Origin of the sequence: Mesorhizobium sp. M4B.F.Ca.ET.203.01.1.1, from assembly GCF_004791025.1 — a bacterium.
Taxonomy (GTDB): domain Bacteria; phylum Pseudomonadota; class Alphaproteobacteria; order Rhizobiales; family Rhizobiaceae; genus Mesorhizobium; species Mesorhizobium abyssinicae.
The window spans coordinates 198486-223126 of the sequence record NZ_SRUO01000004.1 but is presented as its reverse complement, the minus strand read 5'-3'; the positions used below and the strand labels follow the sequence as shown (position 1 = coordinate 223126).

The 24641-nt window shown below is 65.2% G+C and carries 28 protein-coding genes, 2 tRNA genes and 1 pseudogene; 11 read left to right on the top strand and 20 right to left on the bottom strand.

All coding sequences use genetic code 11. From position 1 onward, the window contains the following. Positions 1 to 115: 115 nt before the first annotated feature. From EN846_RS10940 to EN846_RS36385, 3 genes are all read right to left on the bottom strand, one after another. Positions 116 to 192: transfer RNA gene (locus EN846_RS10940), tRNA-Pro, on the bottom strand. 169 nt (positions 193 to 361) lie between these two features. Continuing rightward, positions 362 to 1531: an NAD(P)/FAD-dependent oxidoreductase gene (locus EN846_RS10935; protein ID WP_245493387.1), complete on the bottom strand. Its 1170-nt coding sequence runs from the start codon at positions 1529 to 1531 to the stop codon at positions 362 to 364. A gap of 117 nt (positions 1532 to 1648) precedes the next feature. Beyond that, positions 1649 to 2623, bottom strand: coding sequence for an NAD(P)H-dependent oxidoreductase (locus tag EN846_RS36385; protein ID WP_127393264.1), 975 nt, complete (start codon positions 2621 to 2623; stop codon positions 1649 to 1651). Positions 2624 to 2870: 247 nt separating this feature from the next. On the opposite strand from EN846_RS36385, the gene EN846_RS10925 reads away from it, so the two are divergent. Continuing rightward, positions 2871 to 3176, top strand: a complete 306-nt coding sequence (locus EN846_RS10925; RefSeq protein ID WP_127285784.1) for an ETC complex I subunit — start codon at positions 2871 to 2873, stop codon at positions 3174 to 3176. A gap of 58 nt (positions 3177 to 3234) precedes the next feature. After that, positions 3235 to 3311: transfer RNA gene (locus EN846_RS10920), tRNA-Arg, on the top strand. 54 nt (positions 3312 to 3365) lie between these two features. Here the strand turns inward: EN846_RS10920 and EN846_RS10915 are convergent. The 3 genes from EN846_RS10915 to EN846_RS10905 all read right to left on the bottom strand — a co-directional run bounded on the left by EN846_RS10915 (position 3366) and on the right by EN846_RS10905 (position 5026). Then, complete coding sequence (locus tag EN846_RS10915; RefSeq protein ID WP_127285783.1) at positions 3366 to 3677, bottom strand: hypothetical protein; 312 nt, start codon at positions 3675 to 3677, stop codon at positions 3366 to 3368. Between the two features lie 175 nt (positions 3678 to 3852). Beyond that, a complete protein-coding gene (locus EN846_RS10910) occupies positions 3853 to 4206 on the bottom strand; it encodes a hypothetical protein (RefSeq protein ID WP_127393265.1) in 354 nt (117 codons plus the stop codon). Positions 4207 to 4768: 562 nt separating this feature from the next. Beyond that, on the bottom strand, positions 4769 to 5026 hold the full coding sequence (locus EN846_RS10905; protein ID WP_127393266.1) for a DUF982 domain-containing protein: 258 nt from the start codon (positions 5024 to 5026) through the stop codon (positions 4769 to 4771). Between the two features lie 437 nt (positions 5027 to 5463). Between EN846_RS10905 and EN846_RS10900 the strand changes: the two genes are divergently transcribed. Continuing rightward, positions 5464 to 5823: a metalloregulator ArsR/SmtB family transcription factor gene (locus tag EN846_RS10900; RefSeq protein WP_127287233.1), complete on the top strand. Its 360-nt coding sequence runs from the start codon at positions 5464 to 5466 to the stop codon at positions 5821 to 5823. Between the two features lie 127 nt (positions 5824 to 5950). Here EN846_RS10900 and EN846_RS10895 read toward each other — a convergent pair whose 3' ends face one another. The 5 genes from EN846_RS10895 to EN846_RS10875 form a co-directional block, all read right to left on the bottom strand. Next, a complete protein-coding gene (locus EN846_RS10895; protein ID WP_127393267.1) occupies positions 5951 to 6754 on the bottom strand; it encodes an ABC transporter permease in 804 nt (267 codons plus the stop codon). A gap of 2 nt (positions 6755 to 6756) precedes the next feature. Next, positions 6757 to 7590 (bottom strand): ABC transporter permease, encoded by an 834-nt coding sequence (locus tag EN846_RS10890; protein ID WP_128346405.1) that lies wholly within the window; start codon positions 7588 to 7590, stop codon positions 6757 to 6759. A gap of 24 nt (positions 7591 to 7614) precedes the next feature. Next, positions 7615 to 8727, bottom strand: coding sequence for an ABC transporter substrate-binding protein (locus EN846_RS10885; RefSeq protein WP_127311731.1), 1113 nt, complete (start codon positions 8725 to 8727; stop codon positions 7615 to 7617). Between the two features lie 71 nt (positions 8728 to 8798). After that, entirely contained in the window at positions 8799 to 9893 is a 1095-nt protein-coding gene (locus EN846_RS10880; protein ID WP_127311732.1) for an ABC transporter ATP-binding protein, read from the bottom strand. 128 nt (positions 9894 to 10021) lie between these two features. Then, entirely contained in the window at positions 10022 to 10918 is an 897-nt protein-coding gene (locus EN846_RS10875; RefSeq protein ID WP_126055475.1) for a LysR substrate-binding domain-containing protein, read from the bottom strand. Positions 10919 to 11000: 82 nt separating this feature from the next. Between EN846_RS10875 and EN846_RS10870 the strand changes: the two genes are divergently transcribed. The 3 genes from EN846_RS10870 to EN846_RS10860 all read left to right on the top strand — a co-directional run bounded on the left by EN846_RS10870 (position 11001) and on the right by EN846_RS10860 (position 15204). Next, complete coding sequence (locus tag EN846_RS10870) at positions 11001 to 12587, top strand: amidohydrolase (protein ID WP_127393060.1); 1587 nt, start codon at positions 11001 to 11003, stop codon at positions 12585 to 12587. A 31-nt stretch (positions 12588 to 12618) separates the two neighbouring features. Next, the gene (locus EN846_RS10865; protein WP_127311353.1) at positions 12619 to 13551 is read left to right on the top strand and encodes a dimethylarginine dimethylaminohydrolase family protein; all 933 of its coding nucleotides are present in this window, start codon (positions 12619 to 12621) and stop codon (positions 13549 to 13551) included. A gap of 213 nt (positions 13552 to 13764) precedes the next feature. Beyond that, a complete protein-coding gene (locus EN846_RS10860; RefSeq protein WP_127393059.1) occupies positions 13765 to 15204 on the top strand; it encodes an FAD-binding oxidoreductase in 1440 nt (479 codons plus the stop codon). 58 nt (positions 15205 to 15262) lie between these two features. Here the strand turns inward: EN846_RS10860 and EN846_RS10855 are convergent, their stop codons facing one another. Both EN846_RS10855 and EN846_RS10850 read right to left on the bottom strand, forming a co-directional pair. After that, entirely contained in the window at positions 15263 to 15472 is a 210-nt protein-coding gene (locus EN846_RS10855; protein ID WP_127286627.1) for a hypothetical protein, read from the bottom strand. Then, the gene (locus tag EN846_RS10850; protein ID WP_127393058.1) at positions 15469 to 15645 is read right to left on the bottom strand and encodes a hypothetical protein; all 177 of its coding nucleotides are present in this window, start codon (positions 15643 to 15645) and stop codon (positions 15469 to 15471) included. Before EN846_RS10850 ends, EN846_RS10855 begins: the two co-directional genes overlap by 4 nt. 100 nt (positions 15646 to 15745) lie before the next feature. On the opposite strand from EN846_RS10850, the gene EN846_RS10845 reads away from it, so the two are divergent. Further along, positions 15746 to 16066: a hypothetical protein gene (locus tag EN846_RS10845; protein ID WP_127393057.1), complete on the top strand. Its 321-nt coding sequence runs from the start codon at positions 15746 to 15748 to the stop codon at positions 16064 to 16066. Positions 16067 to 16097: 31 nt separating this feature from the next. Here EN846_RS10845 and EN846_RS10840 read toward each other — a convergent pair whose 3' ends face one another. The 5 genes from EN846_RS10840 to EN846_RS35045 form a co-directional block, all read right to left on the bottom strand. Then, positions 16098 to 16802 carry an SOS response-associated peptidase gene (locus tag EN846_RS10840; RefSeq protein WP_135913836.1) on the bottom strand — a complete coding sequence of 235 codons (705 nt, stop codon included), beginning with the start codon at positions 16800 to 16802 and terminating at the stop codon, positions 16098 to 16100. Positions 16803 to 17385: 583 nt separating this feature from the next. After that, positions 17386 to 18345, bottom strand: coding sequence for a squalene cyclase (locus tag EN846_RS10835; protein ID WP_135858032.1), 960 nt, complete (start codon positions 18343 to 18345; stop codon positions 17386 to 17388). Between the two features lie 30 nt (positions 18346 to 18375). Continuing rightward, positions 18376 to 18963 (bottom strand): dihydrofolate reductase family protein, encoded by a 588-nt coding sequence (locus EN846_RS10830; protein WP_128346849.1) that lies wholly within the window; start codon positions 18961 to 18963, stop codon positions 18376 to 18378. Positions 18964 to 19067: 104 nt separating this feature from the next. Continuing rightward, positions 19068 to 19523: a hypothetical protein gene (locus tag EN846_RS10825; RefSeq protein WP_127311823.1), complete on the bottom strand. Its 456-nt coding sequence runs from the start codon at positions 19521 to 19523 to the stop codon at positions 19068 to 19070. A gap of 78 nt (positions 19524 to 19601) precedes the next feature. Beyond that, on the bottom strand, positions 19602 to 19751 hold the full coding sequence (locus EN846_RS35045; RefSeq protein WP_187331263.1) for a hypothetical protein: 150 nt from the start codon (positions 19749 to 19751) through the stop codon (positions 19602 to 19604). A 110-nt stretch (positions 19752 to 19861) separates the two neighbouring features. Between EN846_RS35045 and EN846_RS10820 the strand changes: the two genes are divergently transcribed. The 3 genes and pseudogenes from EN846_RS10820 to EN846_RS10810 all read left to right on the top strand — a co-directional run bounded on the left by EN846_RS10820 (position 19862) and on the right by EN846_RS10810 (position 21907). Further along, a complete protein-coding gene (locus tag EN846_RS10820) occupies positions 19862 to 20128 on the top strand; it encodes a metal-sensing transcriptional repressor (RefSeq protein WP_127286125.1) in 267 nt (88 codons plus the stop codon). 89 nt (positions 20129 to 20217) lie between these two features. After that, a pseudogene (locus EN846_RS10815) lies at positions 20218 to 21156 on the top strand (cation diffusion facilitator family transporter); the annotation flags it as partial. A 37-nt stretch (positions 21157 to 21193) separates the two neighbouring features. Then, positions 21194 to 21907 carry an ABC transporter permease gene (locus EN846_RS10810; RefSeq protein ID WP_127394017.1) on the top strand — a complete coding sequence of 238 codons (714 nt, stop codon included), beginning with the start codon at positions 21194 to 21196 and terminating at the stop codon, positions 21905 to 21907. 18 nt (positions 21908 to 21925) lie between these two features. On the opposite strand, the gene EN846_RS10805 is transcribed toward EN846_RS10810, so the two are convergent. Next, positions 21926 to 22492: a cytochrome c gene (locus EN846_RS10805; protein ID WP_128347007.1), complete on the bottom strand. Its 567-nt coding sequence runs from the start codon at positions 22490 to 22492 to the stop codon at positions 21926 to 21928. Further along, positions 22489 to 23997, bottom strand: coding sequence for a multicopper oxidase family protein (locus EN846_RS10800; RefSeq protein WP_135858029.1), 1509 nt, complete (start codon positions 23995 to 23997; stop codon positions 22489 to 22491). Before EN846_RS10800 ends, EN846_RS10805 begins: the two co-directional genes overlap by 4 nt. Before the next feature lie 242 nt (positions 23998 to 24239). On the opposite strand from EN846_RS10800, the gene EN846_RS35040 reads away from it, so the two are divergent. Further along, a complete protein-coding gene (locus EN846_RS35040) occupies positions 24240 to 24401 on the top strand; it encodes a hypothetical protein (protein WP_187331181.1) in 162 nt (53 codons plus the stop codon). Positions 24402 to 24641: the final 240 nt, after the last annotated feature.

The window sequence follows — 24641 nt, the reverse complement described above, 5'->3', positions numbered from 1 at the left end:
TATGGATCATTACGTGGTCCATCGGGGCAGCCGATAAAAGTATCTGTGACAGACGCCAGGGGCACCCCGTGCGCGCATTCGCCGGAACTCGGGTGTTCAGGGACGGGGAGAAAAATGGTCGGAGTGGAGAGATTCGAACTCCCGACCCTCTGGTCCCAAACCAGATGCGCTACCAGGCTGCGCTACACTCCGAGGCCCTGCGGCGTATAAGGTTCCAGACCCGCGAAGGCAACCCACGAAACGAGAAAAACGAAGCGCTGTATCGTTCATCGGGCACGAAGTGCTGACGAATGACGAAAGCCTGGCTGCCGTCGACGAGGGAGAACTTCGCCGCCTTCATGCAGAAATGAGCGATTTGCGCTCAGCGTCGTCGCCTGGCGATCTCACGGGCGATCGCGGCGCCCTGGATGCGGGCATTGGCAAAGCAGCCGCGGATGCTCGGCCGCATGCCGGTGAACCAAAGGCCCGGCAGTCTCGGGTCGCTGTCGGCGCCGTTGAACAGCGGCACGCCCTTGGCGTCGAGCACGCCGAGCGAGCCCACCATCGGCTCCAGCCCGGTGCGGTAGCCGGTTGCGGCGATGACGATGTCGGGGGTGATCGTCTGGCCGTTGTCGAGGATGACGCCGTCGCGGGTGAATTCCCTGATCTGCGGAACCACGATGACACGGCCGGCCTTGATGGCATCGACGGCGCCGTCATCGGAGGCGATCGCGGTGTAGTCGGAGCCCAGTCGGCTGGCGCCGCCCACGCGTGACGACGGCAGGCCGAATTTGCGCAGGTCACCGAAGACGAGGCGTTGGGTCAGCGCCATCGCCCAGTCGGCCAGCCTCACGGGCAGCCGCGCCATGAAAGGCGAAAAACGGTGCACTGCGATCTGGCCGATGCGCTTGGGCAAGAGCGAGGGGCCGTTGCGGGCGGCAAGCCACATCTGTCCGGCCTTGACGCCGGAAAGGTGATTGAGCGCGTCGAAGCCCGAATTGCCGGCGCCCACCACCAGCACCGTCTTGTCCTCATAGTCCTTCGCCGCGCCGAAATCGGCCGAATGGACGATGCGCCCGGCAAAGTCCTTCATGCCTTTCCAGGCGGGAATGAACGGATGCCGGTCGCGACCTGTAGCGATCACGACATGGCGCGCAAGCCGCGGCCCGGCGGTTGTCCTGACCGTCCAGTGATCGCCGTTGAAGGTCACTTCCTCGACGACGACGCCGAATTCGACCGGCAGCCCGTGCGTCTCGGCGAATTCGTTGAGATGGCTGATCACCGTGGTGCGGTGCGGAAAGGCGGGCGTGCCGGCGGGGTAGGCGACGCCGGGCAGGGAAGAAAGATCGCGATGGGTGTTGAGGTGCAGGTTTTCGTGCCGACGGTGCCAGGGTTCGGCCAGCCGGCTCTCCCGCTCCAGCACCTGCGTTGCCACGCCGGCCTCGATGAGCGCCAGGGCGACGCTGAGCCCGGCCGCGCCGGCGCCGATCACGATCGCGCCGTCGAAGGTCTCCGGTCGGCCGGCCTGAGCCTGCAAGGTTTCCGCGTCCATGTCCTTGTTTGTCGCCGTCATCACCCTGTCTGACACGGCGTTGTATCCGACATATGCCGCTTGCAGCGCAATGGGAAGATGCCGCGGTTGCAAAGCCGCCGGCGTTATGTCGCGGGTCTATCCGGCCTTCGCCGGGTCGGCATGGCGGTGCACGAGCCTGAACGCGCCGTCCTCGAAGCGGAACACCTCGGTCACCCGCAAGGTCATCGCCGTGGTCTCGCCATTCTTGCCCATGCGCGCCTCTGCGTGCTGCAGGCCGGTCCAGAACGCCAGGCCGCCGCTCGCCGAAGATTGCAGCACCTCGAGATCGGTGCTGCCGCCTTCATGGAAGCTGCGCGCGTCGCGCTCGTAACGGCTCGCGACGGCGTTGGCGCCCTGGAGATGATCGCCCCGCGGCGAGAAGAAAGTCGCCGGTTCCGCGTGGGTGACGATCGCCTCGAGCGATTTCGCGTCGCCGTTGACATAGTCTTCGGCGATCTTCTCACGCTGCCGCATGAACGCTTCGAAGGAGGCATCGTCTGGCCGGATGGTTCGGATCCAGTCCTCCAGGGCGCTCATGAATTTCTCCAGGGATCCAGCGGTTTCGCTGCTCTTCACCCCGCCCTTGTCGTCCAGCAGGTCGGCGACGGTGCTGATATAGGCTTCCGGCTGCTGCATCACCGGCATGTCGAGAAAGACGAAGGTCTGGCGCAGCGCATGGTTGGCGCCAAACGCTCCAAGCTTGTTCGGTGTGACGCTGACGACCCCGGCCGGCAGGCCTTTGAACACGCTCTTGCCTGACGGGCGCGAGCCCACATCCAGCGCGTTCTTCAGGCAGCCGGGGATCGAGCGGTTATATTCCGGCGTGACGAAGAGCACCGCATCGGCGCTGCGGATTTCCGCGCGGAATGTCGACCATGCGCGCGGCGGATCTTCGCCCTCGAGGTCCTCGTTGTAGAGCGGCAGGTCGCCGATCTCGATGAAGCGGCAGCGCATCGAGTCAGGCGCGCGGGCGGCCAGTGCCCTGGCGATCTTGCGGCTGTAGGACTGGGCGCGAAGGCTGCCGACGATGACGGCGAGCTGGATTGCGCGGGTTTGGGCTGCATTGTTCATGATGCGTGTCTGGGCTGTTGGAACGGCTGCGTTTGCCTGGGTGCCGGCGCGGGGCGCCGGCGGCGGAATTCGTCCCGCTCGCGAGACAGGTCGCCTGATGTTTTGGATAATGCCCAGGCCTCGGCGAGGTTCCGACGCGCCGGCTGACGCCCCCGCCCGGCGGCCGTTGGCCTTGCCGTCGGCGCCGTTGCACAGTAATGACAGGCGAAAGGTGGCGCTGCCGCCGGCCCGCAACAACGAGGTGGACATGTCCGCGCGCATTTTCAGCCCAGCCAAAACCGCGATGCAGTCAGGCAAGGCCAAGACCGGTCACTGGGTTCTGGAATTCGATCCCGCGCAGCGCAAGAAGATCGACCCGCTGATGGGCTACACCACCTCGGGCGACATGCTGAGCCAGGTCAGGCTGACCTTCGACACCAGGGAAGAAGCCGTGGCCTATGCCGAAAAGGAAGGCCTCGCCTACCGCGTCGAGGAGCCGAAGGAGACCAAGCGCCGGCAGATTTCCTACGCGGAGAATTTCCGCTATGACCGCAGGACGCCCTGGACGCACTGACCGGCAAGCCGGGCGGCGCGCCCGGCCGAGAAGCAGAAAGCCGGCATCGCCGGCCAGCGGTCCCGTAGCTCAGCTGGATAGAGCACCGGCCTTCTAAGCCGATGGTCGCAGGTTCGAATCCTGCCGGGATCGCCAATATCTCCGATTTTGTTGACTGTTTGGCGGGGCTGGCGAGGCTGAAGCGCCGGCCTAAGTGCGTGCGGCGCCGTTCCCCAGGCCGGCGAACTGCTGTGCCGGCCGGCGACCGATCGGCGCTTCGCGCCGGTCATGTCCGCGCCCCACTTCGATGATCCCGACCAGCGCGCGAACGAACTCGACCATGTCGTTTGCGGTGATGGCTGCCTCGTCCGGACTTTGCCCAATATGCTCGGCCGCCTTGCAACAAGACAGGCGGATGAGATCGTAGTGCAGATCCCTCTCGTCATCCGGCAAAGCCGCTAGTCTCATGGCCCGGCGATGAATCAACCGCAGCAATTGTTCCAGAGCTGTTTCGACACTCATGCGTTTGCTCCGCATTGGTCGAACGTCCCGGCGCTCGAGGGCGCACGTTGGAACGTCGATGAGGAGGGCATTGCCCTTCCTCCACGCGCAAAGGCTGCATGACAGCCGTTAACATATCGTTTCCTGCTAATATGATGCGCGGCAGGGCCACGCGCCGAGCGCGATCCAGGCGGACCTAGAGCCAGCGCCCGCGGCGGGGATCGTCCGCACCGGTAAGGATGAGCCCAAGCATCAGGCCGATCATGCCGCCCAGAACGAAGGCGGTCGAGACCGTGCCCGGATTTTCCTGGACCACTCCGGAAACCGACTGCGCTCTGCTGCGAAGTGCCTGAGCGGTCCGGCTGGCACGATCAGTCGCGCTGTCATACCAGCCATTGGCCTCCTCCAGAGCCTCTTCGGCGCGCTCGGACAATGTTCGATTGATCTTGTTGATCTCGCGCTTCAACTGCGCGACCTGCTTTTCGAGTGCCTCCTGAGCCTCGCGTTGGGTCATTTTGGGTGTCGAGGATTGGTCGTCTGTTTCGGCCATTGGTTTTCTCCTTCGCGTCGGTCAACGGCCGGCGTCGGAATATGGTTCCCGCCGTCAAGGGTTCCATCACCGTGACAGTCTCGCTCGGACTGGGTCGGACCAAAGCCTGATCGCCGAGCGCATTGGGCCGCGACCGGCAACCAATTTCGCGGTCGCGAGTTGGTGAGCGGCTGCGGCAAGGCCTGTCGTAGTCACCGGATGTCCGTAAGTTCTTCTTGACATAGCGGGCGCCGATTGGCATCGCCACCAGCGGCAAGCGGTGTGGCGTATTCGAATAGCGAGACGAATGTGACCTCTAGCCCAAGCAGACTGAACCTGCATGACGAAGCAGGCCGACCCGCAAACGACAACCATACTGCCCCCCGAGTTTTTTCGATCCTCGATCTCATCTCAACCGACGACGATGAGGTCGCGAACCGTGTCAGACGCGCGGAGCGCTTCGCTATAGCCGTGCTGATCGCGATGGCTGTCTGCCTGATCGCAGGCCCGATAGTCTATGCGACCCTGATGTTCGGGATCTGAAGCCCGAACGGATGGACCTGTCCATCCCGCCCGGGCACCATCATTCCGACGCGTGCTCCACCAGCACATGCGCCTCGCGCGCGGCGCCGATGAACGCGTCCCGGGCGGCGTCGGCCGGAACCTCGCCACTCATCGCCCTGCGGCAGGCGCGCAGCGCCGAGCCGTGCAGCGCGCTGCCGGCGTCCCGCCACTGACCCGCCAGCAGCTCGACCGCCTGCTGTGCGCTCGAAATGTGCCTGATCGCGCCCGCGACGCCCACCGAAACCGTGACCGGCCTCGAAAACCAACCCTGGGTCATGTTGGAACCCTCACTGCCTTCAACCATCCAAAACGCGGGAACGGCCGCGAGGTTTCATTGCCCTTCTCAACAGCCCGTGAGGTCGCCATTGCCGATGCATCCGGCCCTTGCTTCACCGTCTCGGAGCGGTGAGGGCGCTGCGACCACGCGCAAAAAATCGTTATATTGTTGCTGAAAGAGCGCCGTGCTGGTACTTCTTGGCGGCGCGGGTTCGGAAGTTTGCGAATCTGCGCCGGCTTGCGCCGCTTTCCAAGGCGCGTGGGTCGTCCCGGCCATGATCCCGAATGGTGGCAACCGATTCTTCGAGAAGGATCATGGTCAAACAAGAAGCAGAGCTCCGTTCCGATACCGTCGGGATGGTTCGCTCAGGTAACGCTCTGGATGTCTGATGCCATTGCCCCCGTGGCTTCGGAAGAGCACGAAGTATGGGGAAATCGATGGTCTCGAAGGAACTCACTTCCAACGCCGAAACCGCGGCCGCATTTCTGACCGTGATGGGCAACGGGAAGCGGCTTATGATCATGAACTATCTGGCTGCGGGCGAACTCTCGGTCGGCACTCTCGCCGAGAAGGTCGACCTCAGCCAGTCTGCCCTGTCGCAGCATCTTGCTAAGCTGCGCAGGTTTGGCCTGGTCGAAACCCGCCGCGACCGGCAGATGGTCTATTACTCCTGCAAGTCGGCCGCGGCGCGCGAGCTGCTCGCCTTGTTGGATGGCCTGCTGGCGACCGAGCGACCGCTCGCCGGCCAGCACCGGCAGTACGTGGCCGAAAGGCAGCGCCGGCCGCAGGCGGCCTGAATAGGCACGCCTGGCGCTCCCGCCGCGCCCGGCAGCCTGTCGATCCCGTGACAGGGCACCGGCCTTCCAGGCCGGTGCCGATGTCGTGTCTGCCTTTTGCCCTGTTTCCGTGAAGCGGTGAATCGCTCTACGGCGCTGCGCGCCTGGTCACCACGCTCCTCACCGCAAGCACCAGCACGGTGATGATGATCAGGATCACCGAGAGCGCGGCGATCGCCGGATCGATGTTGTCGCGCAGTCCCATCCACATCAGGCGAGGCAGCGTGATCGCGTTGACCGAGGTGATGAACAGCGTCACGCCGATCTCCTCCCAGGACAGCACGAAGGAGAGCAGCGCGGCGGTGACGATGCCGAACTTGATGTTGGGCATGATGATACGCGTCGCGCGCTCCCACACGCTGGCGCCGAGGCCGCGCGCGGCGAGGTCGATGCGGCGGTCGAGCTGGCTGAGCGAGACCAGAATCAGCACCGTCGCGAAGGGCACCGTCATCACCGAATGCGCCATCGCGACGCCGAGCCAGGTGTCGTAGCCGAAGAACGAGCTCGCCCCCGAGATCGAGGTCAGCAGGAAGTAGAGCGTGATCGCCGACACCACCGGCGGCACCACCATCGGCAACAGCACGAAGCCGACGAGTGCGGCTGTGAAGCGCGGCTGGAACATCCACACCCCAAGGCTGAAACAGAGCGCCAGCACGGTCGAGATGGCGCTGCTGACCACGCCGATCCGGATCGACAGCAGGATGGCGTCGATCCAGCGCGGATCCTCGTAGAGCGATCGGTAGTGGCGCAGCGACAGCTCGCCCGACGGCATTGCCAGCATCCGGCTCGGCGTCAGCGACACCGGGATGACGGCAAGCAGCGGCAGCAGCAGGAACAGCGCCACCAGCACGGCGAGGATGAGCGAGACGGGACCGGGACGATAGGTCGGCATCGCTACACCAGCTGCTTCGGTTTGACGTAGCGGAACAGGAGCGCCATCAGCGCGCCGACGAACAGCACCAGCACGACGCTGATCGCCGCGCCCAGTCCCCAGTCCGGGCTCTGGAAGATGCGCAGATAAATCAGCTCGGCGATCATCACGCTGCGGCCGCCGCCGAGGATCGCCGGCGTGACGAAGAAGCCCAGCGAGAAGACGAAGACGATGATCGCCGAGCCGATGATGCCGGAGCGCGTCATCGGCACGAACACCGTCCAGAAGGTACGCATGCGGCTGGAGCCCAGCCCGCGCGCCGCGAGCAGCACGCGCTCGTCGAGGCTGCGCATGGCGGACGCCAGCGGAAACACCGCGAAGGGGATGAGGAAATGCGTCATGCCGACAATGACGCCGAATTCGTTGCGCACCAGCGTGAGCGGCTCGGAAATGAAGCCCACCGACTGCAGCCAGGTGTTGATCAGGCCGCGGTTGGAGAGCAGCGCCACCCAGCCGAAGGCGCGCGTCAGCACCGAGATCCAGAACGGCACCAGGATGCAGAATTCGGCGAGCACGCGCTGCGCCGGACTGCCGCGCACCCACACCACGGTGATGGCATAGGCGGCGGTGACCGACACCAGCGTGACGATGAGCGCGATGCGCAGCGTGCGGACAAACACCGACTGCACCAGCGGATCGGTCGCGAGCGCGCCATATTGGCCGAGCCCCGGCGTAGGCAGAGTGAAGCTCCACTTCACCACGCCGAGAAACGGCCAGGCATAGGCAAGGATCAGGAACAGGAGCAGCGGCGCCATCAACAGCGCCGCGCCCGTCCTGTCGGAGAGGGTGCCTCTCATGTCAGCCAGAAAATCCGCGCCCGCTCAGGCGGAGATGATCTTGGTGTATTCGTCGAGCGCCGGCCCGTAATTCTTGGCGTACCACTCCATATCGAGCGCGATCTGCTTCTTCATGTTCTCGGGATCGACCGGGTTGATGCGCTTCTTGTCGGCGGGGATCAGCGCGTCGGCGGCCGGATTGGCCGGGCCCTGTCCGAGCTTGTCGAACATGACCAACTGCTTTTGCGGATCCTGCGCGCTGGCGATGAACTTCATCGCCGCGTCCTTGCCGCCGGGGTTGTTCTTGAGCACGGCCAGCGCGCCGGGCGAGATCAGGCCCTGGTCCCAGATGAATTTGATCTTGCCACCGGAGTCCTGCTCGATTAGCGAGGCGCGCGTCGACCACACGATCGCCATCGAGGCCTCGCCGTTGAGCAGCACGCTCTGGCTTTCGGCGCCGCCACCCCAATAGGCGACGACATTCTCCTTGAAGGCGGCGATCTTGTCATGCGCACGCTTCAAATCGAGCGGGTAGAGCGAGGCGGGTGCGATGCCGTCGGCGAGAAGCGCTGCCTCCCAGCTCGACACGCCCCATTTGTAGAGCGAGCGCTTGCCGGGGAATTTCTTCACGTCGAAGAAATCGGCCATGCCGGTCGGCGCCTCGCTGCCGTATTTCTCCGAATCGTAGGCGATCACATAGGAGAAGAAATAGGTCGAGGCGGCGTATTCCCAGCCGAAGCCCTCGCGCATCTTCTTCTTGTCGACGACCGCGTAGTCGATCGGCTCCAGCATGCCTTGCGCGCCCAGCGTGATCGCCGAGAACGGATCGACGTCGACGAGGTCCCAGGTCGGCGCGCCGCTCTTGAACTGCGCCGCGATCGCGCCTTCGGTCGGGCCCGAGCCGTCCATCTTGACGGTGATGCCGGTGTCCTTGGTGAAGGCCTGGCCATAGGCGGCGTCATAGGCGGTGATGGCGTCGCCGCCCCAGTTCACCAGCACCAGTTCCTTCGCCGCGGCGAAGGCGCCGGTCGAGCGCATGAGCAGCGGCGTGCCGGCCAGCACGAGGCCGGCGAGCTGCGCGAACTGGCGGCGCGAGATCTCGCCGCTCCTTGCCCTGGCGGCAAGGGATTCGATGGCGTGTTTCTTGGTATCGGTCATGTCAGTTCCCCTTGTTTTGTCGTTGATCTGATCCGGAAAGCCGGTGCGGCGAGGTCAGGCCGCAGCAGCGGTCATTGTCCTCCGTCCGGAAGGAGGAAACCTTTTTCGGCCGGCCAGGTCAGCCAGACGGAATTGCCCTTGCTTAGCGCCGCCGCGGCCACCTCGTTCGGCACCGACACCGTCACTTTCGAACCTTGGCGCGTCGTAAGATCAAGCCTGGTCGCAGCGCCCAGATAGGTGGAGGCGATCGCGGTCGCCGCGATGCCGTTCTCGCCCACCGCCGCCTCGCGCGCGATCGACATGTGCTCCGGTCGGATCGCCAGCAAGGCGTCGCCTTTGACCGTCTCGGCCTTGCAGCGCATGTTGACCGCGCGGTCTTCGCACAGGCCGATGGCGCCATTGTCGGCGGGCTTGACGCCCTTCACCGGCAGCATGTTGATCTCGCCCAGGAACTCGGCGACGAAGCGGTTTGCGGGCCGGTCATAGACCTCATCCGGCGCGCCGACCTGCAACAGCTTGCCATGGTTGAAAATGGCGACGCGCGACGACAGCGCCAGCGCCTCGCTCTGGTCGTGGGTGACGAAGACGAAGGTGGTGCCGGTCTCCTGGTGCAGCCGCTTCATCTCGGCCTGCATCTGGCCGCGCAGGCTCTTGTCCAGCGCCGAGAACGGCTCGTCGAGCAGGAGCACGCCCGGCTCGAACACCAGTGCGCGGGCGAGCGCCACGCGCTGCTGCTGGCCGCCGGAAAGCTGCGCCGGCAATTTCTTCTCGTGGCCCTTCAGCCCGACGCGCTCGACCATCTCGCCGACGCGCTGCCTTATCTCGGTGGCCGTTTTCTTGCGCACCTTGAGCGGGAAGGCGATGTTCTGTTCGACGCTCATATGCGGGAACAGCGCATAGCCCTGGAACACCATGCCGGCGGCGCGCTGCTCGGCCGGCCGTTGAGTGATGTCGACACCGTCGCTGAACAGGCGGCCCTCGCTCGGCTGCACGAAGCCGGCGAGGATCATCAGGAAGGTGGTCTTGCCGGAGCCCGACGGCCCGAGCAGGGTCAGGAACTCGCCGCGGCCGATATCGAGCGTCAGATTGTCCAGCGCCCGGAACGAGCCGAAGCTCTTGCCGATCCCGTTCGCCTTGATTTCTGCTGCCCGGCCGGGTTGCTGCATTCCTGCCTCTTCCTCAGTCTCGGTTGAAATCGTAGGCACGGCGCGCGTTCACCGCAATCGAATAGTTTTCGTCTGATCGGCAAATTTGATTCACGTCTGGGCCGACTAGGCGGAAATGGCGCTCCGCCTCAATACGGCCCGACCCGGTTCTCCGACAGCTTCGATCGCAGCCATCCGCCGAACGCCTGCAGCACCGGATGGTTGGCCTTGGCGTGCTCCGACACCAGGAAATACGACCGCGGCGATTTGATCGCGATGTCGAAAGGGCGCACCAGCCGGCCCTCGTTCAGCGCCTTGCGGCTGGTCAATTCGTCACCCATGGCTATGCCCTGGCCGGCGATCGCCGCCGAGAAGACGAGGTTCATGTCGGAAAAGAAGATGCCGCCTTCGGTGTCGGGGTTCTCCACCTTGGACAGCGCCAGCCAGCGCGCCCAGTCCTCGGTATCGCCGAGATGCAGGAGGTTGGCGCGCAGCACGTCGGCGGGCTTGGAAAAACCGCCGACCTTGTTGAGCAGCGTCGGGCTGCAGAGCGGCGTGAACGAGATCTCGCACAGGAGCTCGGCCGCGCGGTTCGGCCAGTTGCCGACACCGAAGGCGATGAAGGCATCGGCGTCGGGATTGCTGACGTCGTCGAGCCGCCTCGGCGTCAGGATGTGCAGCGCGACATCCGGGTACATCTGCCGGAACTCGCCGATATGGGTGCAGAGGAACAGCGAGGCGAAGCCCGGCGTGCAGGAGACGGCGAACGAGCCGCCGACGCCGGTGCCGGCGTTGCGCCCCACAGCGTCGCCGAGAACGGTCAGCGCCTTGCGCACGTCGCTGGCGTAGCGCTGGCCGCGCGGAGTGAGCGCCACTCCCTTGCCGATGCGCTCCAAAAGGTCGAAGCCGAGGTCGCGTTCGAGCAGGCGGAGCTGGTGCGAGACGGCGCTGCGGGTGAGGTGCAGTTCGTCGGCGGCGCGCCACACGCTGCCGTGACGGGCGAAGCTGTCGAGGGCACGCAGGGCTTGTGTGGAAGGTATGCGCAAGGGACCTCAGGTGAACCGAATTTGCACGAGCCGGGAAAACATATCACTTTTTGAAAAGCCGCTTCACTGCTTTCTTCTCACCATGGAGCAACCGGCGACGACATCGGCGCAAGCGACCGCGCTTGCCTGCCTCGACGACATCCAGCCGTCACTGTCGGCATGGACGCGCACCATCTTCGACTTCGGCGAGACCGCCTGGCGCGAGTACCAGTCGGCCGCCTGGTATGTCGAACGCCTGAAGCGCGAAGGCTTTTCGGTCGAGGAAGGCTCGGGCGGCATGCCGACCGCCTTTTGCGCCCACTGGACCAACGGCGCCGGCCCAACCGTCGGCATGTATGCCGAGTACGACGCCGTGCCCGGCAACTGCCAGGATGCGGAGCCGGTGAAGCGACCGCGCCCAGGCCTCGGTGTCGAGGCCGGCGGCCACACCGATCCGCATTCGGGGCTCGGCATCGCCAGCCTAGGCGGCCTGCTCGCCACCAAGGCGGCGATGCAACGCCACGGCATTCCAGGCACTTTGCGCTTCACCGGCGAGCCGGCCGAGAAGGTGAGGGGCTCGAAGCCGATCCATGCCGCCAAGGGCTACTATGACGGCCTTGCCGGCATGATCTCCTTCCATCCTTTCTACATGCTGCCGCTCTGCAACACCGCGCGCTGGGACACCCATTGCGGCGCCGCCTACGCGATGATCTATCGCTTCATCTGCGACGAGCCGGAAAATTGGGTTCGCGCAGGCGATGGCGCTCCCATCCCGCAGGCGCATTCGGCGGTGAGGGCGCCGGGCGCCAACGACGCGCTGATGCTGATGTACATGGCTTCCAAGGCGCTGCGTGATTCCATGCTGCCGCACCAGGGCGGCTGGTCGATCAGCGAGGCGATCCTGACGGCCGGCCAGGCGACCGCCGACAATCTGCCGGCCGGACTGGCCGAGATCCAGTACATGATCCGCGTGCCGACCATTGCCATGGCCGAGCAGGTCACCGCCGTATTCGACCGCAACGCGGAAGCGGCGGCGACGATGAGCGGCTGTCGCCACGAGCGCCATTGGGTGTCGAAGTCGCGGCCAGGCCTCGCCAACCATGCCATAGCCGAGATCACCTACGCGGCGCTTTCGACGGTCGGTCCGCCGCGCTGGGACGAAGAAGCGAGAGCCGTCGCTCGGGAAATCCAGGTCAATGCCGGCGGCGTCGCGACCGAAAACCCTTTCATCGACGAGCTGGAGCGGCTGATTTCGCCACGGGAGGCCGAGGCGATCCTGCGTCGCGATCTGCCGCCTTCGCAGGTCAACTCGACCTCCGACGATTACACCGACATGAGCTGGCATACGCCGACGGCGCGTTTCTATGTCGCGCGCCCGGCGCTGCGCTCGGCAATCGGCCATGCCTGGCCAGGCTGGGTGATGAACGCGCTGGGCGGCATTGCCGCGACGATCGACCCGATGGTGACCTGTGCTTCCAAGACCGTCGCGCTGACGGCGCTGCGCCTGCTCGAGGACAAGGCCGCGCGCGATGCCGCCATGGACGAGTTCGTTGCCCGCACCGGCGGTGGCATCGGCGGCGCGAATTGGATCGCGCCGCTCTGCGACTACGAGCCGCCGATCAATTTCCGCTGGCCGGAATATGTCACCACCGCGCGTGGGCGCGACTGGTGGATACCAAGCAGCCAATGATCTCAAGCAGACCACCTCGAGGAGAACAACCATGACCGTCCATGACCGCATCGTCGCCGAGCCGTTCTCGCTGCAGCGCCGCAACCCCAACGGCGGCACCAAGCCGCTGACCGCCTGGGGCTTCGCCAACGAGACCGATGTGCTGACCGACGTCTTGCTCGGCTCGCCGAACTTCCTGCGCCATCTGTCGACCAGCTCGCTGTCCAGAAAACATCTGCGCGAGGCGCCCTGCAACGTCCAGATCGCGCAGGCGCAGCACAAGGACCTGGTCGCCGCCTACGAGCATTTCGGCGTCAACATCCACTGGCACGAGCCGACGCCGGAACTGCCGATGCAGGTCTATTCGCGCGACTCCAGCGTCATGACTCCCTACGGCGCCTTCATCACCGCCATGGCCAACTGGTGGCGGCGCGGCGAGAACTACGCCGCGATCCGCACCTATGAAAAGCTCGGCATCCCTATCTACGACATGGTCACCGCCGGCACTTTCGAAGGCGGCGACTTCAACGTCATCGAGGACGGCGTGGTGCTGATCGGCTGCGGCGGCGCCCGCACCCAGGAGGAGGGCGCGCGCCAGGTGCAAGCCTGGTTCGATAAGGAGGGCTGGGAGACGCGCATTGCCTTCATCGACGAGTACTATGTCCACATCGACCTGATGGTCGTGCCGATCGCCGAAAAGCTCACCGCGGTGTGCCTCGCCTGCACCGAACCCGGCATCGTCGATTGGCTGAAGGGCAAGGGCCACGAGATCATCGACGTGCCCTTCCAGGACACGATGGCGCTCGGCTGCAACTTCATGTCGCTCGGCAAGGACAGGGTGATCGCGCCGACGTCGAGCCAGACGCTGATCGGCCAGTTGAGGGCGCGCGGCTTCGAGGTCGCGGCGATCGACATGAGCGAGATCTCCAAGACTGGCGGCGGCATCCACTGCATGGCGCAGGCGCTGAAGCGCGAGAAAGCGTAAGAGGCGGCGTCACAGGAGCCGGCTGGCTCAATCCTGGCATCCTTTGTTCTGTGGGACAGGGGATGCGTCGCCGGGTCGTGAGCTATCCGGCTTCATCTAGCTCGAATTATTGCTCTGCCGCGCAAGCTCGTTGCCGACGAAAACTTGCGAGAAATCCAACATAAGCGCACACTAAAATTCTGGGGGGCTCACCAACAAGATCGGGAGGAAAGCATGAATGCCATGAGCTTCACCACCCTTGACGGCGCTAAGGCGACCGTCGACGCTGCGGCCCTCGAAGCCCTTTCTGCACGGATACGCGGCACGGTGCTGCGGGACGGCGACGACGCCTACGAGGACGCCCGCGGCATCTGGAACAGCATGATCGACCGGCGGCCGGCGCTGATCGTGTGCTGCGTCGGCGCCTCCGATGTCGTTGCCGCCGTGAACTTCGCCCGCGAGAACAAGCTCCTCGTCTCCGTGCGTGGCGGCGGCCACAACATCGCCGGCAGCGCCGTCTGCGACGGTGGTCTGATGATCGATCTGTCGCTGATGAAGTCGGTGCGAGTCGACGTCGCGGCGCGCCGCGCCTGGGTTGGGCCGGGTGCCACGCTCGTCGATGTCGACAGGGAAACACAGGCCTTCGGACTGACGGTGCCGGTCGGCATCAACTCGACCACAGGCATTGCCGGCCTGACGCTGGGCGGCGGCTTTGGCTGGACCACCCGCAAATTCGGGCTGACCATCGACAATCTCGTCTCCGCCGATGTGGTCACCGCCGACGGCAAGCTGCTGCGCGCCAGCCAGAGCGAAAATCCCGAGCTGTTCTGGGCGCTGCGCGGCGGCGGCGGCAATTTCGGCATCGTCACGGCGTTCGAGTTCCAACTTCACCAATTCGGACCGCAAGTGCTGTCGGGCCTCGTCGTCCATCCCTTCGCCGATGCCCAGAAAGTGCTGCGCGAATATCGCGAGGCACTGGAGACCGCGCCCGACGAACTGACCTGCTGGGTCGTCATGCGGCAGGCGCCGCCGCTGCCCTTCCTGCCGGCCGAATGGCACGGCAAGGAGGTGCTGGTGCTGGCCATGTGCTATTGCGGCGACATCGAGGCCGGCGAAAAGGCGACGCGGAAGCTGCGCGCCATCGGCTCGCCGATCGCCGATGTCGTCGGGCCCAATCCGCTCACCGGCTGGCAGCAGGCCTTCGACCCGCTGCTTGCGCCCGGCGCCCGCAATTACTGGAAGAGCCATGACTTCACCGAGCTTTCCGACAGCGCGATCGAGATCACCACGGCGGCGATAGCCAAGCTGCCAGGCCCCGAATGCGAGGTGTTCTTCGCCCATATCGGTGGCGCGGCCGGTCGTGTGGCGGCGGACGCCACGGCGTTCCCGCAGCGCAGCTCGCATTTCGTCATGAACGTCCACGCCCGCTGGCGCGAACCGGCAATGGACAAGGCCTGCATCGACTGGGCCCGCGGTGTCTACGAGGCGACAAGGCCCTATGCCGTCGGTACGGCCTATGTGAACTTCATGCCGGAGGACGAGATCGACCGGGTCGAAGCTGCCTATGGCGGCAACTATCGCCGGCTGCTGGAGATCAAGCAGCGCTACGACCCGCAGAACCTGTTCCGCATGAACCAGAACCTGCGTCCGAAGGAGGGTCTGCGGGCGGCATGACGGCCAGGCATCCGCCGACGCGACGGCGCGCGCAACCGCGTCGTCGCGCCAACGGGGCTTAGCCGATCACCGCCGGTGTATCATCATAGCTCACCGTCACCAGTTCCGGGTGGCGGTGAGCGAGCGCGAGGATTTGTGTCTCCAATTCGCAATTGTAGGCCATCAGCGCTTTCACCGTCTCTAGCGGGCTCGCGTAGCGGGCGATCAGCTTCTCGGCCTCGGCCTGCAATTCAGCCTGCGCTTCGGCGTCGAGATGCAAGATGCTCATTGCCGCCTCCTTGAAACCTGCAGCCCATCGAGGCGCTCCTGTAGATGCCCATTGAGTACGATCATCTCCTTCAGCGCCTTCACCGCATCGCCCTTGTGGAGCGCAATGAACTTGTGGGCTACGGCCTGAAGCGCCGCTTCCTGGCGGCTGTCCAGCCTCACGATCCGGTCCATCCCGACACCTCCTCGTATATCGTGTGCGAAGTGAACAAAAAGGGTACAAAATTGTCAAGGGCGAATTGACCGGAAGAGGAATGCGTTCCTATTATTAGGCATGCCTGATACTGACGGAAGACGAAAGCGCGGCGGCGGACGGCGGCTCAGCAACGCCCATGAGATTGGGCAGCTCGTGCTCGTCCGCTGCGGGTTGTGCAACGTCAAGCGCTGGTATCAGCCCGACGACCTCATGACGATTTTCGGCGACATTGAACCTGGCCTCGTGGGCAGCAAGATGCGCTGCGAGCGCTGCGGCAAGAACGAATTCATGCATGCCGAGACGCAAAGCCCGTCGGCCCTGGAAAGGCAGGGCATCCGGGTGAGGCGACTTGCCGAAATAAGGACGGTGCGGCGTGTCGTGTGGCGGGATGAGCAATAAGAAGGCGGGCGGCCATTGCCAGCTTTGGTTTTTAGAACAACGATCCCTGCGCCGGTGGCTCCGCCGGAAACTTGATCTGCGTCGCCGGCTTGTCGACGATCACCAGCGCGTCGTCCGGCGCCGGGCGCTGCAGCTTCCGCGCTTCCGGCCATGGCGCGGTCAGCCACGTCTCGGTCTCCTCCGGCGTGGTCAGGATCACCGGCATCGCCTTCTCGTGGATCGGCGCGATCAGCGCATTCGGCTTGGTGGTCAGGAAGCCGTAGAGCTGATGGTCGCCCGGACCTTCCTTGACCTTGCGCACGCCGTGCCAAGGCGTCCACAGGCCGGCGAAGAAGAACAGCGGGCGTTCCTCGCCGCGCGCAAACCAGAAGTTCTTCTGCACCCCGGTCTCGGGGTCCTTGTCGCCAGGCTGGGGCGAGGGCTCGGCGAAACTCGTCACCGGCACCACGCATCGGTTCTCGACGCCGAGGTAAGGCATCCAGTGGGCGTATTGCGGGTTGCGGATGTTGGTGGTGCCGGGGTCCGCATTGCCGCGCATGCGCTCCGGTGGCGTCGGCATGCCCCAGCGCAGATTGGCAAGTTGGCGCGCCCCGTCCGCCGCGTTGCGCACCACCGGGGCGAACTGGTTGGGATAGATGTCGATCGAGGGTTCAAGGTTGCCGATGGCGTCGCGCAGGGCGCGCGTCCACTGGCGGATCGCCTCCTGGCTGGTGGTGATGTTGTAGAGGTTGCACATGATGCAGCCAGCCGTCTCACAGGGAGGGAATTGTTCGCGCATTTCTCGGCAAAGCGCCAGAGCCGGCCGTGCAAACCCCGCCGCGTTGACAGAAGCGGCGAAGCAGCAGAAAGTTTGGCATCTGCTGAAGGAGAGATTCCGTGAAGAAGACCTACGCCAGGCCGGTACTGCTCAAGGCGGGCAAGCTCGGGGCGCTCGCCGCGACCACCGTTTCCAAGGCTCCCTGAGCCAAAGGCTTTTGCTTCGACGAAGCGCTGAGGCACTTGTTGCCTCCGCATCGATCTTTCGCGCCCCCGGCTGGCCCCCCGGCGCCAGAAGATTTGCGCCGCCAATCCCTCCGCCGCCGCAACTCTCCCGCGACCTGGATCGTACCTCATATCACTTTCGGGAAGTTAGGTGGCCCGGCCGCCGAGGGGGGGTGATGTATGGGTTGGCCGCCGGGCCTGACCGGCTTCTGCGACCTCGCCGGCTGCTTGAACATGCGCTCATGCTAATACTTGGGCAATAGCGACCTAGGGCCTAGGACCAACGTGTACCGGCGCCCCGGTCCGCAAGCGCAGGCTGGCGGCGCTTTCCACCCGCGCTACTGCTCCCACCATTTCAGCACCCGCATCGCCCTGAGCGTTACCCACCGCGAGGGCTGGCCTTCGCCCTCGTCGACCTCGAACCACACCCGCCCCGGCAGGCTCCAGTCGAGGGGCCATGTGCCGTCGTCCAGGCGTCTCGAACGAAGGTGGCCGATGGCCTCGCCAAGCCGCGGATCGGGATCGGTGCCGGCATGTATCGCGGCGGAGCGGAAATGGTCGAGCGCGCGCAAGATGTCGTAGCGCCAGCGGTTCGGGTGCAGGAAGCGCAGGAACCGTTCGTCGGCCGGCTCGCCCGTGGCGAGGCGGCGAAACAGCTTGCGCTCGAGCAGGAATTCCTCGCCCGACCGTCGCGCCTGCCGCGACTGGTCCGTGCCGCCCGTGACGCGCTCGAATTCCAGAAGGCCCTCCAGCACATTGATCGTGCTGGCGAAGGAGGAGCGGAGCGAGCCGTTCGCCCGCTCGCAGTTCCAGCCGCCGTCGTCGAGGCGCTCGCCGACCAGCCTCTCGACGATGGCGGAGACGTCGACGCCGAAATAGGCGCCGTCGGCAACGGTACGGCCGTTGATGCACTCCTCGACCTCGCCCTGCCAATAGGGCTGGCCGCCTTCGTCCCAGCGTGAATTGGCGCCGACCAGATCGACGGCGCGCCTGGCCCGGTCCGAGGCGGGATCGAGGCCGAACTCGCGCAACTGCGACAGCGAAAAGCACGTCGCCGTCCACGGCTGGCCGTGCTCGCGCCACTCTTCGGGGGTGAAGCCGGCAGGCACAAAGGCGCCGCCAGCCCATTGCCCGTCCTCATCCTGGCAGGCAAGCAGCCGGGCGCCCCAGCCCTCGCTCTCCACCTTGGCGCGTTCCGCCATCCATACCGGCTCCGGCGCGTCCTGCAGGTCGCGCATCACCTGCCAGCGGATCGACGGATCGGAAGCGAGGAGCCATTCGATGACTGGGTCAGTCATGAGCGAGCCTGTCGGCGGGAGATCGATGATTCACTTGTAGCCGCTTCCCTTGCCCGGTGCGAGGTTGATGGGCGCGTAGCGCAGCAGCGTCACGCCCTGGGACAGGCTTTCCGTCCCGAGCGGCTCCAGCCCCAGCGACAGCCCGACCTGGAAGTACGGCTTGCCGCCGCCAAGCACGACCGGATGCATGTAGAGCCGGTATTCGTCGATCAGGCCAGCGCGCGCCAGATGAGCGGCAAGATCGGCGCCGCCGACGCTGATTTCGCCGCCCGTCTCCGCCTTGAGCGACCTTGCAACGGCCTCGGCGTCGCCGCGCATCAGCCGGGCGTTGAGGCCGACTTCGCCGAGCGTCGTCGAGAACACGATTTTCGGCGTCTCCCGCCAGGCGTGGGCAAAGTCGCGCTCGACCTCGTCGTCGGCGGTCTCTCGCTCCGGACTGTCCCAGAAGCGCATCGCGTCATACATCCTGCGGCCGCAGAGAACGGTCGAAGTACGTCTCATCTCGTCGTTGAAATGCCGGTGCAGCTCGCCTTCCGGCACCGGCAAGCCGATATTTCCGTCCGGCCCTTCTATGCAGCCATCCAGCGACGTCAGCATGGAATAGACGATCCTGGCCATCGGCGTCTCCGTTCCGCTTCGCCAGCATGCATGACCAATTGCATATTGCAATCAGTTTTACCACTGACTGATGGAATTTGGCTTCGCGGCGCGGGCGGAGCCCGTCAAACCCCCGCGTCGCGGCGCAGCGCCGCGAGGAACAGCAACAGCAGCGCCAGCGCGTTGAGGCAGGCGGCGGCCGCGTGCGAATATTCCCATTGCCGCCTGAGCATCTCCCAATTGTCGGGCAGCATGGTCCAGTTGCGGGTCGCCCGGTTTGCCGGAAAGGTGAAGCTCCAGAACACGAATTGCGTGGCGCCGATGGCGATGAAGGCAAGCGCCACCAGGCCGAAGGCGCCGCCCGAGCGGTAGAGCACGACCGCAAGTGCCGCGCTCGACAGCAGGGCGCCCAGCACGAGACTGCCGAACAGGCTCCAGCCGTCATAGGCGCGCTGCGCGGCGAGATAGCTCGTGCCGTCGAGCTTCAGCTTGTTGAGCATCGAGAACAGATGCGCGCCGGCCGGTACGAACGCCAGCGCCGCGAAGATGAAGCTCACCACCCTGAGACCATAGATCGCCATGCCGCTTTCTCCTTCCACGGAGAAGCTAGGGCAGGGGGCGGGCCTGGGAAGGTGGGATGGAAGGCTGGCGCGCCGGCCTCAAAATCCGAAGAACTGCCGTCCGACGAAATAGCCGAGCGCCACAACCACCAACGGAAACAGCGCCGGCGCCACCTTGCCAAGCAGCGAAGGCCTGATCTCCTGGATCGGAGAGTTCCGCGTGGCGTTGTGGAGGTTCTTGGTCATCATATTAGCGTCGGCTGAACAAATTAATATTTTGCAAACCCCGGCGGCACCAGCCTCCGAAAGCCCTCCAGCCTGCTTGACTCTATCCTCCCCGGGGGGATATTCCCCGCCCCATGTCAGAAGGCATCCACACCTCACACCCCGCCATCGTCAAGCGTTTGAAACGCGCCCAGGGCCACCTTGCCGCGGTGCTCTCGATGTTCGAGGCGCAACGCCCCTGCGTCGACCTTGCCCAGCAGCTCCACGCCGTGGAGAGCGCGATCAGCAGCGCAAAGCGCGAGCTGATCCACGATCATATCGAGCACTGCCTGAACGACAGCGCCGAGGGGGGCTCGCATGACGCGCTCGCCGAGCTCAAGCAATTGGCGAAGTATCTATGAGCGGTTTTGGCGCACGCGTTCTCGACTGGTTCCGCCTCGGTTCGCACGATCACGCCGGACATGGCCACCATCATGACGGTCATGGCCCTCACGGCCATACGCATGGCGTGGTCGACCCCACCATCGCCACCACGACGCGCGGCATCTGGGCGATCAAATGGTCCTTCGTGGTGCTGGCAATCACGGCCGCGCTGCAGCTGGTCGTCGTCCTTCTGTCGGGCAGCGTGGCGCTGCTTGCCGACACCATCCACAATGTCGGCGACGCGGTCACCGCCATCCCGCTCTGGATCGCGTTCATGCTGGCAAGGCGCAAGCCGTCGAAGACCTTCACCTATGGCCTCGGCCGGGTCGAGGACCTTGCCGGCATCATCATCGTGCTCATCATCCTGTTCAGCGCCATCGTCGCCGGCTACGAGGCGATCGACAGGTTGATCCATCCAAGGGCGATCGAACTCCTCGGCTCGGTGGCGATCGCCGGCATCATCGGCTTCATCGGCAACGAAGCGGTCGCCGTGTTCCGCGTCCGCGTCGGCCGCGAGATCAACAGCGCGGCGCTGATCGCCGACGGCTACCACGCCCGCACCGACGGCTTCACCAGCCTGGCGGTTGTCCTCGGCGCCATCGGCGTCTGGGCGGGTTTTCCACTCGCCGATCCGATCATCGGCCTGCTGATCACGATCGCTATCTTCGCCATTGTGTGGCAGTCTTCCAAAGCCGTGCTGACGCGCATGCTGGACGGTGTCGAGCCCGGCATCGTCGATGAAATTCACCATGCGGCCGAGCATGTGCCGGGAGTGCGGCTCGTCGACGCCAGGGCGCGCTGGATCGGCCACAGGCTGCATGCCGACATCGCCATTGCCGCCGATGAGACCCTGCCGCTTGCCGAGGCGAACAGGCTCGCGGCTATGCTCGAGGACGAACTCTTCCAGCACATGCCGGCGCTGGCAGCGGCCAATGTGCGGTTCGAGCGGCACGATCACTCGCATCAGCACCACCATGACCATGGCGACCATGCCGGACATCGGCACTGACGCTCGCCGAGTCCGGCGGCTATAGTCTCGCCCGATGCTTCAGACCCTTGTCGAGTTCCAGCGCACGATCTACCTGGCGCTCGCCGACCAGATCAAGCTTCTGGCGGCAGGCGGCGGTTGGCTGGCGTTCTTCTCCTTCCTGCCGATGGGCGTCGTCTTTGGCGCCGCCCACGCGCTGACGCCGGGACACAGCAAGGCGGTGCTCGCCACCTATCTCGCCGGCTCGGATACGAAGGTGTCGCGCGGTCTGCTTGCCTCGATCGCGCTTTCCGTCACGCATGTGACGATAGCGGTGCTGATCGCCGTGCTCTCCCTGCCGCTTGTGTCGCTGGCATTGGGAAGCGTCGGTCGGGCGCCGCTGCTCGAAGATGTCAGCCGCGCGCTGCTCGGCGTGATCGGCGCGTGGATGGTCTGGCGCGCGCTTGGCCATGGGCATAGCCACAAGCATGAAGGGGAGGTCGTGGGTTTCATGGCCGGCCTGATCCCGTGCCCGCTTACGCTGTTCGTCATGACTTTCGCCATATCGCGCGGCGTCCCCGGCGCCGGCATCCTTTTTGCGTTGACCATGATGGTCGGCGTTGCGTTGACGCTGTCCTGCGTTGCCGTGCTGTCGATCTTGTTTCGCGAGCGGCTCGTGCATCTCTTCGACAGCCGGCCGCGCCTGTTCGACCTCCTCTCGCGCGGCATCGAGGGCGTTGCCGGCCTTGTTCTGGCCGGCGTTGCCATCTGGCAGGTTACGTCGAATTGAAGAGATAGGTCGCCTGTGTCACTTCACCTTCCGCCGGAACTTCGAATGGCAGCTCGAACAATCCTGCAGGATGAGATGCAGGAGATGCTCCGCCGGCAGCTTGGCAGGATCGACATGCACGGCGTTCGGCCGTTTGCCGAGCAGGCTGCCGCCATCCGTCGGCAGCATCGCGCCCATGCGCATGTCGCTGGTGATTTGCGCCGGCGCCGTTTCGGCCTTTGCGGCCAGCGCCGAGGCGAGCCCGCCGATATGGCGGGCGAGCGCCTCGAATTCAGGCCGCGCCTGATCGATCTCAGCCTTGGCGCCGGAGGGCGCGCCGAGCGTGCCTGACGGAAATTCGGCGATCAGGACGGGGCCGGTGCGGGTACGAAGCGTATCGGCCGCCGTCCGGAAGTCTGCAGCGTCATAGGCTCGCTTGCCGTCGAACATCTCGGCAACGGTTTTCGCCGCCGCCGCCATCGCCTTCATTGAAGCCTGGCGGGCAGCAACGACCGCGTCGCCCGAGGCCACGGCCAGCGGCGAGGACATAACGAGCGAGCCGGTAAGCGCCAGCATCGCCACCCGGGATGCGATGCCCGCCCTCATGCCGTGACGTCGAGAACGCCCATCATGCCGAGTTGCTCATGCTCGAGGATGTGGCAGTGATACATGCGCCGGCCAGGCTGCTCCTGGCGCAGCAGCAGCCGCAGCGTCTCGCCGCGCGCCACGTTGACGGTGTCTTTCCAGGCAAGGAAGGGCGGCCTGGAGATCTTGCCGTCGCGCTCGTGCTCGATCACCTGGAACTGCGTGCCGTGGACATGGAAGGGATGGTCCATGTCGGCCTGGTTGACGATCTCCCAGAGCTCGGTCTCGCCGGCCTTGCCGACGATGTCGACGCGCGCCATGTCGAAGGCCTTGCCGTTGATCAGGAAGCCCATTTCCATGCCGGTGGCGTTCATCGCCATGGTTTCGCTGAAGACCAGGCGCCGGCTAAAGGCGGGGGCAGGCAGCGGCGCGATCGGCCGCAGGCTCGCCGGCGGCGGCGGCATCGCTCCTCCGGCCTCTTCGGAGACGTCGATGGTCAGCAGTGTCAGCCCACCGTCTGCCGGGCGACCGGGCCCCATCCAGCCGCGATCGTAGTCAAGCGTGGCGAGGGTGACGAGGCCTGGCCGGCCGAAGGAGACGACCAGTTCGATGCGCTCGCCCGGGCTGAGCAGGATCTCGTCGGCCGCAACCGGCGCCGCCAGTAATCCGCCATCCGTGCCGATGACGGTCATCGCCGCACCGTCGAAGGCGAGCTTCAGGAAGCGCGCATTGGTGGCGTTGTAGAGACGCAGGCGCCGCACCGCGCCTTTCGTTACGGCAAGCCTGGGATTCTTCTGGCCGTTGACCAGCACATGGTCGCCGACGCGGCCGTTCATCAGGTCGGTCATGGTGTTGGCGGGCATCGAGCCGTCGGCGGCGAGCCTGAGGTCGGTGAGCACCAGTACCGTATCAGCATATTCGGCCGGCACCGGATCGGCCTTTGCCTTGACGACGAAGGCGCCGGCAAGGCCGCGATAGACCTGCTCGGCGGTCGTGCCGTGGGCGTGCGGATGATACCAGTAGGAGCCGGCCGACCCTTCCGGAAGCTCGAAGGCGTAGACGCGGTCAGTGCCCGCCTCCACCGGGTCCATCGGATTGCCGTCCTGATCGGCCGGCACCGGCATGCCGTGCCAATGGATGGTGCTGGCCTCGCCTTCGATCCGGTTGGCGAAGGTGATCTCGACGCGGTCGCCCTCGAAGGCCTCGATCAGCGGCCCGGGGCTCGTGCCATTATAGGCGAGGATCGGCGTGTCCAGCCCTTCGGCGAAGCGCGTGACGGCCGCTTCCGCCGTTAGCCGTGCCTTGAACAGGCCTGGCCGGCCGGCCGCGTTGGCGAGCAGCGGCAGGTCGCGCAACACCTCGCCCTCGGGCAGGGCGACGGCGCCTTCGGCCATCGCGCCCATGTCGTGCCCGGCATGGCCGCTCATGTCCATGCCGGACATGTCGTCCATCTTCATCTGCGCCAGCGCGCGTGGGCTCGCCAGAACCGTCGCCAGGCCTGCCGCCAGAAAACCGCGTCGATGCATCGTTTGCTCCTGGATATCGAGGGAGTCCGCCGCCGGATTTCTCTACGCTAAGGGTTCCAGTTGCTGGAAGGTCAAGCCGGATCGAGGGCTGAAGTCGGAAATTCAACGGAAGGGCGGCGGCGGGCTGATGGTCGTTATCGACGTCACGTGATCGCGGCGATCGGCTTCTTCAATCCGGCGTTGCGCCCGGGAGCTTGGAACCCTTTCCGCTCCGGTCGGGTTTATAGGCGAGGCGAACCGCCATGGACGACAAACAGCCTGCCGAAAACCACCCGGGAAGGATCCTCGCCACCGTGCTGGCGATCTGCCTCATCATCATCGCCTTGTTCTTTATCCGCTTCAGATATTCGGAGCGCGACCAGGGAGCCTTGATCGTGCCCGGAGGGGTGCAAGGCAGCGAGTGAATCGGCCCGAAGCTTTTGCCTGACCGAAGATTCACCCCGGCTTGATGCGCTTGTGGCCGGCGCGCCTTTCGCGCGCGGCTGAGACCGTAACACTTTGATTTTGCGTGTGATCCTTTCAGAATCTTTGGGTCGCGCCAGGAAGAAACTGGTTTTTCGAAACGTTTATCGAATAGGCAACGCTCAACGCCTGGCGCCTGTCAGTAGCGGAAATCCCTCCGGCACAGCGCGCATCGCGCCCGA

What these genes read in the sequence shown, in the direction of transcription:
- EN846_RS10935 (WP_245493387.1), bottom strand. Translation starts at nt 1,531, where the DNA reads ATGGACGCGGAAACCTTGCAGGCTCAGGCCGGCCGACCGGAGACCTTC.
- EN846_RS36385 (WP_127393264.1), bottom strand. Translation starts at nt 2,623, where the DNA reads ATGAACAATGCAGCCCAAACCCGCGCAATCCAGCTCGCCGTCATCGTC.
- EN846_RS10925 (WP_127285784.1), top strand. Translation starts at nt 2,871, where the DNA reads ATGTCCGCGCGCATTTTCAGCCCAGCCAAAACCGCGATGCAGTCAGGC.
- EN846_RS10915 (WP_127285783.1), bottom strand. Translation starts at nt 3,677, where the DNA reads ATGAGTGTCGAAACAGCTCTGGAACAATTGCTGCGGTTGATTCATCGC.
- EN846_RS10910 (WP_127393265.1), bottom strand. Translation starts at nt 4,206, where the DNA reads ATGGCCGAAACAGACGACCAATCCTCGACACCCAAAATGACCCAACGC.
- EN846_RS10905 (WP_127393266.1), bottom strand. Translation starts at nt 5,026, where the DNA reads ATGACCCAGGGTTGGTTTTCGAGGCCGGTCACGGTTTCGGTGGGCGTC.
- EN846_RS10900 (WP_127287233.1), top strand. Translation starts at nt 5,464, where the DNA reads ATGGTCTCGAAGGAACTCACTTCCAACGCCGAAACCGCGGCCGCATTT.
- EN846_RS10895 (WP_127393267.1), bottom strand. Translation starts at nt 6,754, where the DNA reads ATGCCGACCTATCGTCCCGGTCCCGTCTCGCTCATCCTCGCCGTGCTG.
- EN846_RS10890 (WP_128346405.1), bottom strand. Translation starts at nt 7,590, where the DNA reads ATGAGAGGCACCCTCTCCGACAGGACGGGCGCGGCGCTGTTGATGGCG.
- EN846_RS10885 (WP_127311731.1), bottom strand. Translation starts at nt 8,727, where the DNA reads ATGACCGATACCAAGAAACACGCCATCGAATCCCTTGCCGCCAGGGCA.
- EN846_RS10880 (WP_127311732.1), bottom strand. Translation starts at nt 9,893, where the DNA reads ATGCAGCAACCCGGCCGGGCAGCAGAAATCAAGGCGAACGGGATCGGC.
- EN846_RS10870 (WP_127393060.1), top strand. Translation starts at nt 11,001, where the DNA reads ATGGAGCAACCGGCGACGACATCGGCGCAAGCGACCGCGCTTGCCTGC.
- EN846_RS10865 (WP_127311353.1), top strand. Translation starts at nt 12,619, where the DNA reads ATGACCGTCCATGACCGCATCGTCGCCGAGCCGTTCTCGCTGCAGCGC.
- EN846_RS10860 (WP_127393059.1), top strand. Translation starts at nt 13,765, where the DNA reads ATGAATGCCATGAGCTTCACCACCCTTGACGGCGCTAAGGCGACCGTC.
- EN846_RS10855 (WP_127286627.1), bottom strand. Translation starts at nt 15,472, where the DNA reads ATGAGCATCTTGCATCTCGACGCCGAAGCGCAGGCTGAATTGCAGGCC.
- EN846_RS10850 (WP_127393058.1), bottom strand. Translation starts at nt 15,645, where the DNA reads ATGGACCGGATCGTGAGGCTGGACAGCCGCCAGGAAGCGGCGCTTCAG.
- EN846_RS10845 (WP_127393057.1), top strand. Translation starts at nt 15,746, where the DNA reads ATGCCTGATACTGACGGAAGACGAAAGCGCGGCGGCGGACGGCGGCTC.
- EN846_RS10840 (WP_135913836.1), bottom strand. Translation starts at nt 16,802, where the DNA reads ATGTGCAACCTCTACAACATCACCACCAGCCAGGAGGCGATCCGCCAG.
- EN846_RS10835 (WP_135858032.1), bottom strand. Translation starts at nt 18,345, where the DNA reads ATGACTGACCCAGTCATCGAATGGCTCCTCGCTTCCGATCCGTCGATC.
- EN846_RS10830 (WP_128346849.1), bottom strand. Translation starts at nt 18,963, where the DNA reads ATGGCCAGGATCGTCTATTCCATGCTGACGTCGCTGGATGGCTGCATA.
- EN846_RS10825 (WP_127311823.1), bottom strand. Translation starts at nt 19,523, where the DNA reads ATGGCGATCTATGGTCTCAGGGTGGTGAGCTTCATCTTCGCGGCGCTG.
- EN846_RS35045 (WP_187331263.1), bottom strand. Translation starts at nt 19,751, where the DNA reads ATGATGACCAAGAACCTCCACAACGCCACGCGGAACTCTCCGATCCAG.
- EN846_RS10820 (WP_127286125.1), top strand. Translation starts at nt 19,862, where the DNA reads ATGTCAGAAGGCATCCACACCTCACACCCCGCCATCGTCAAGCGTTTG.
- EN846_RS10810 (WP_127394017.1), top strand. Translation starts at nt 21,194, where the DNA reads ATGCTTCAGACCCTTGTCGAGTTCCAGCGCACGATCTACCTGGCGCTC.
- EN846_RS10805 (WP_128347007.1), bottom strand. Translation starts at nt 22,492, where the DNA reads ATGAGGGCGGGCATCGCATCCCGGGTGGCGATGCTGGCGCTTACCGGC.
- EN846_RS10800 (WP_135858029.1), bottom strand. Translation starts at nt 23,997, where the DNA reads ATGCATCGACGCGGTTTTCTGGCGGCAGGCCTGGCGACGGTTCTGGCG.
- EN846_RS35040 (WP_187331181.1), top strand. Translation starts at nt 24,240, where the DNA reads ATGGACGACAAACAGCCTGCCGAAAACCACCCGGGAAGGATCCTCGCC.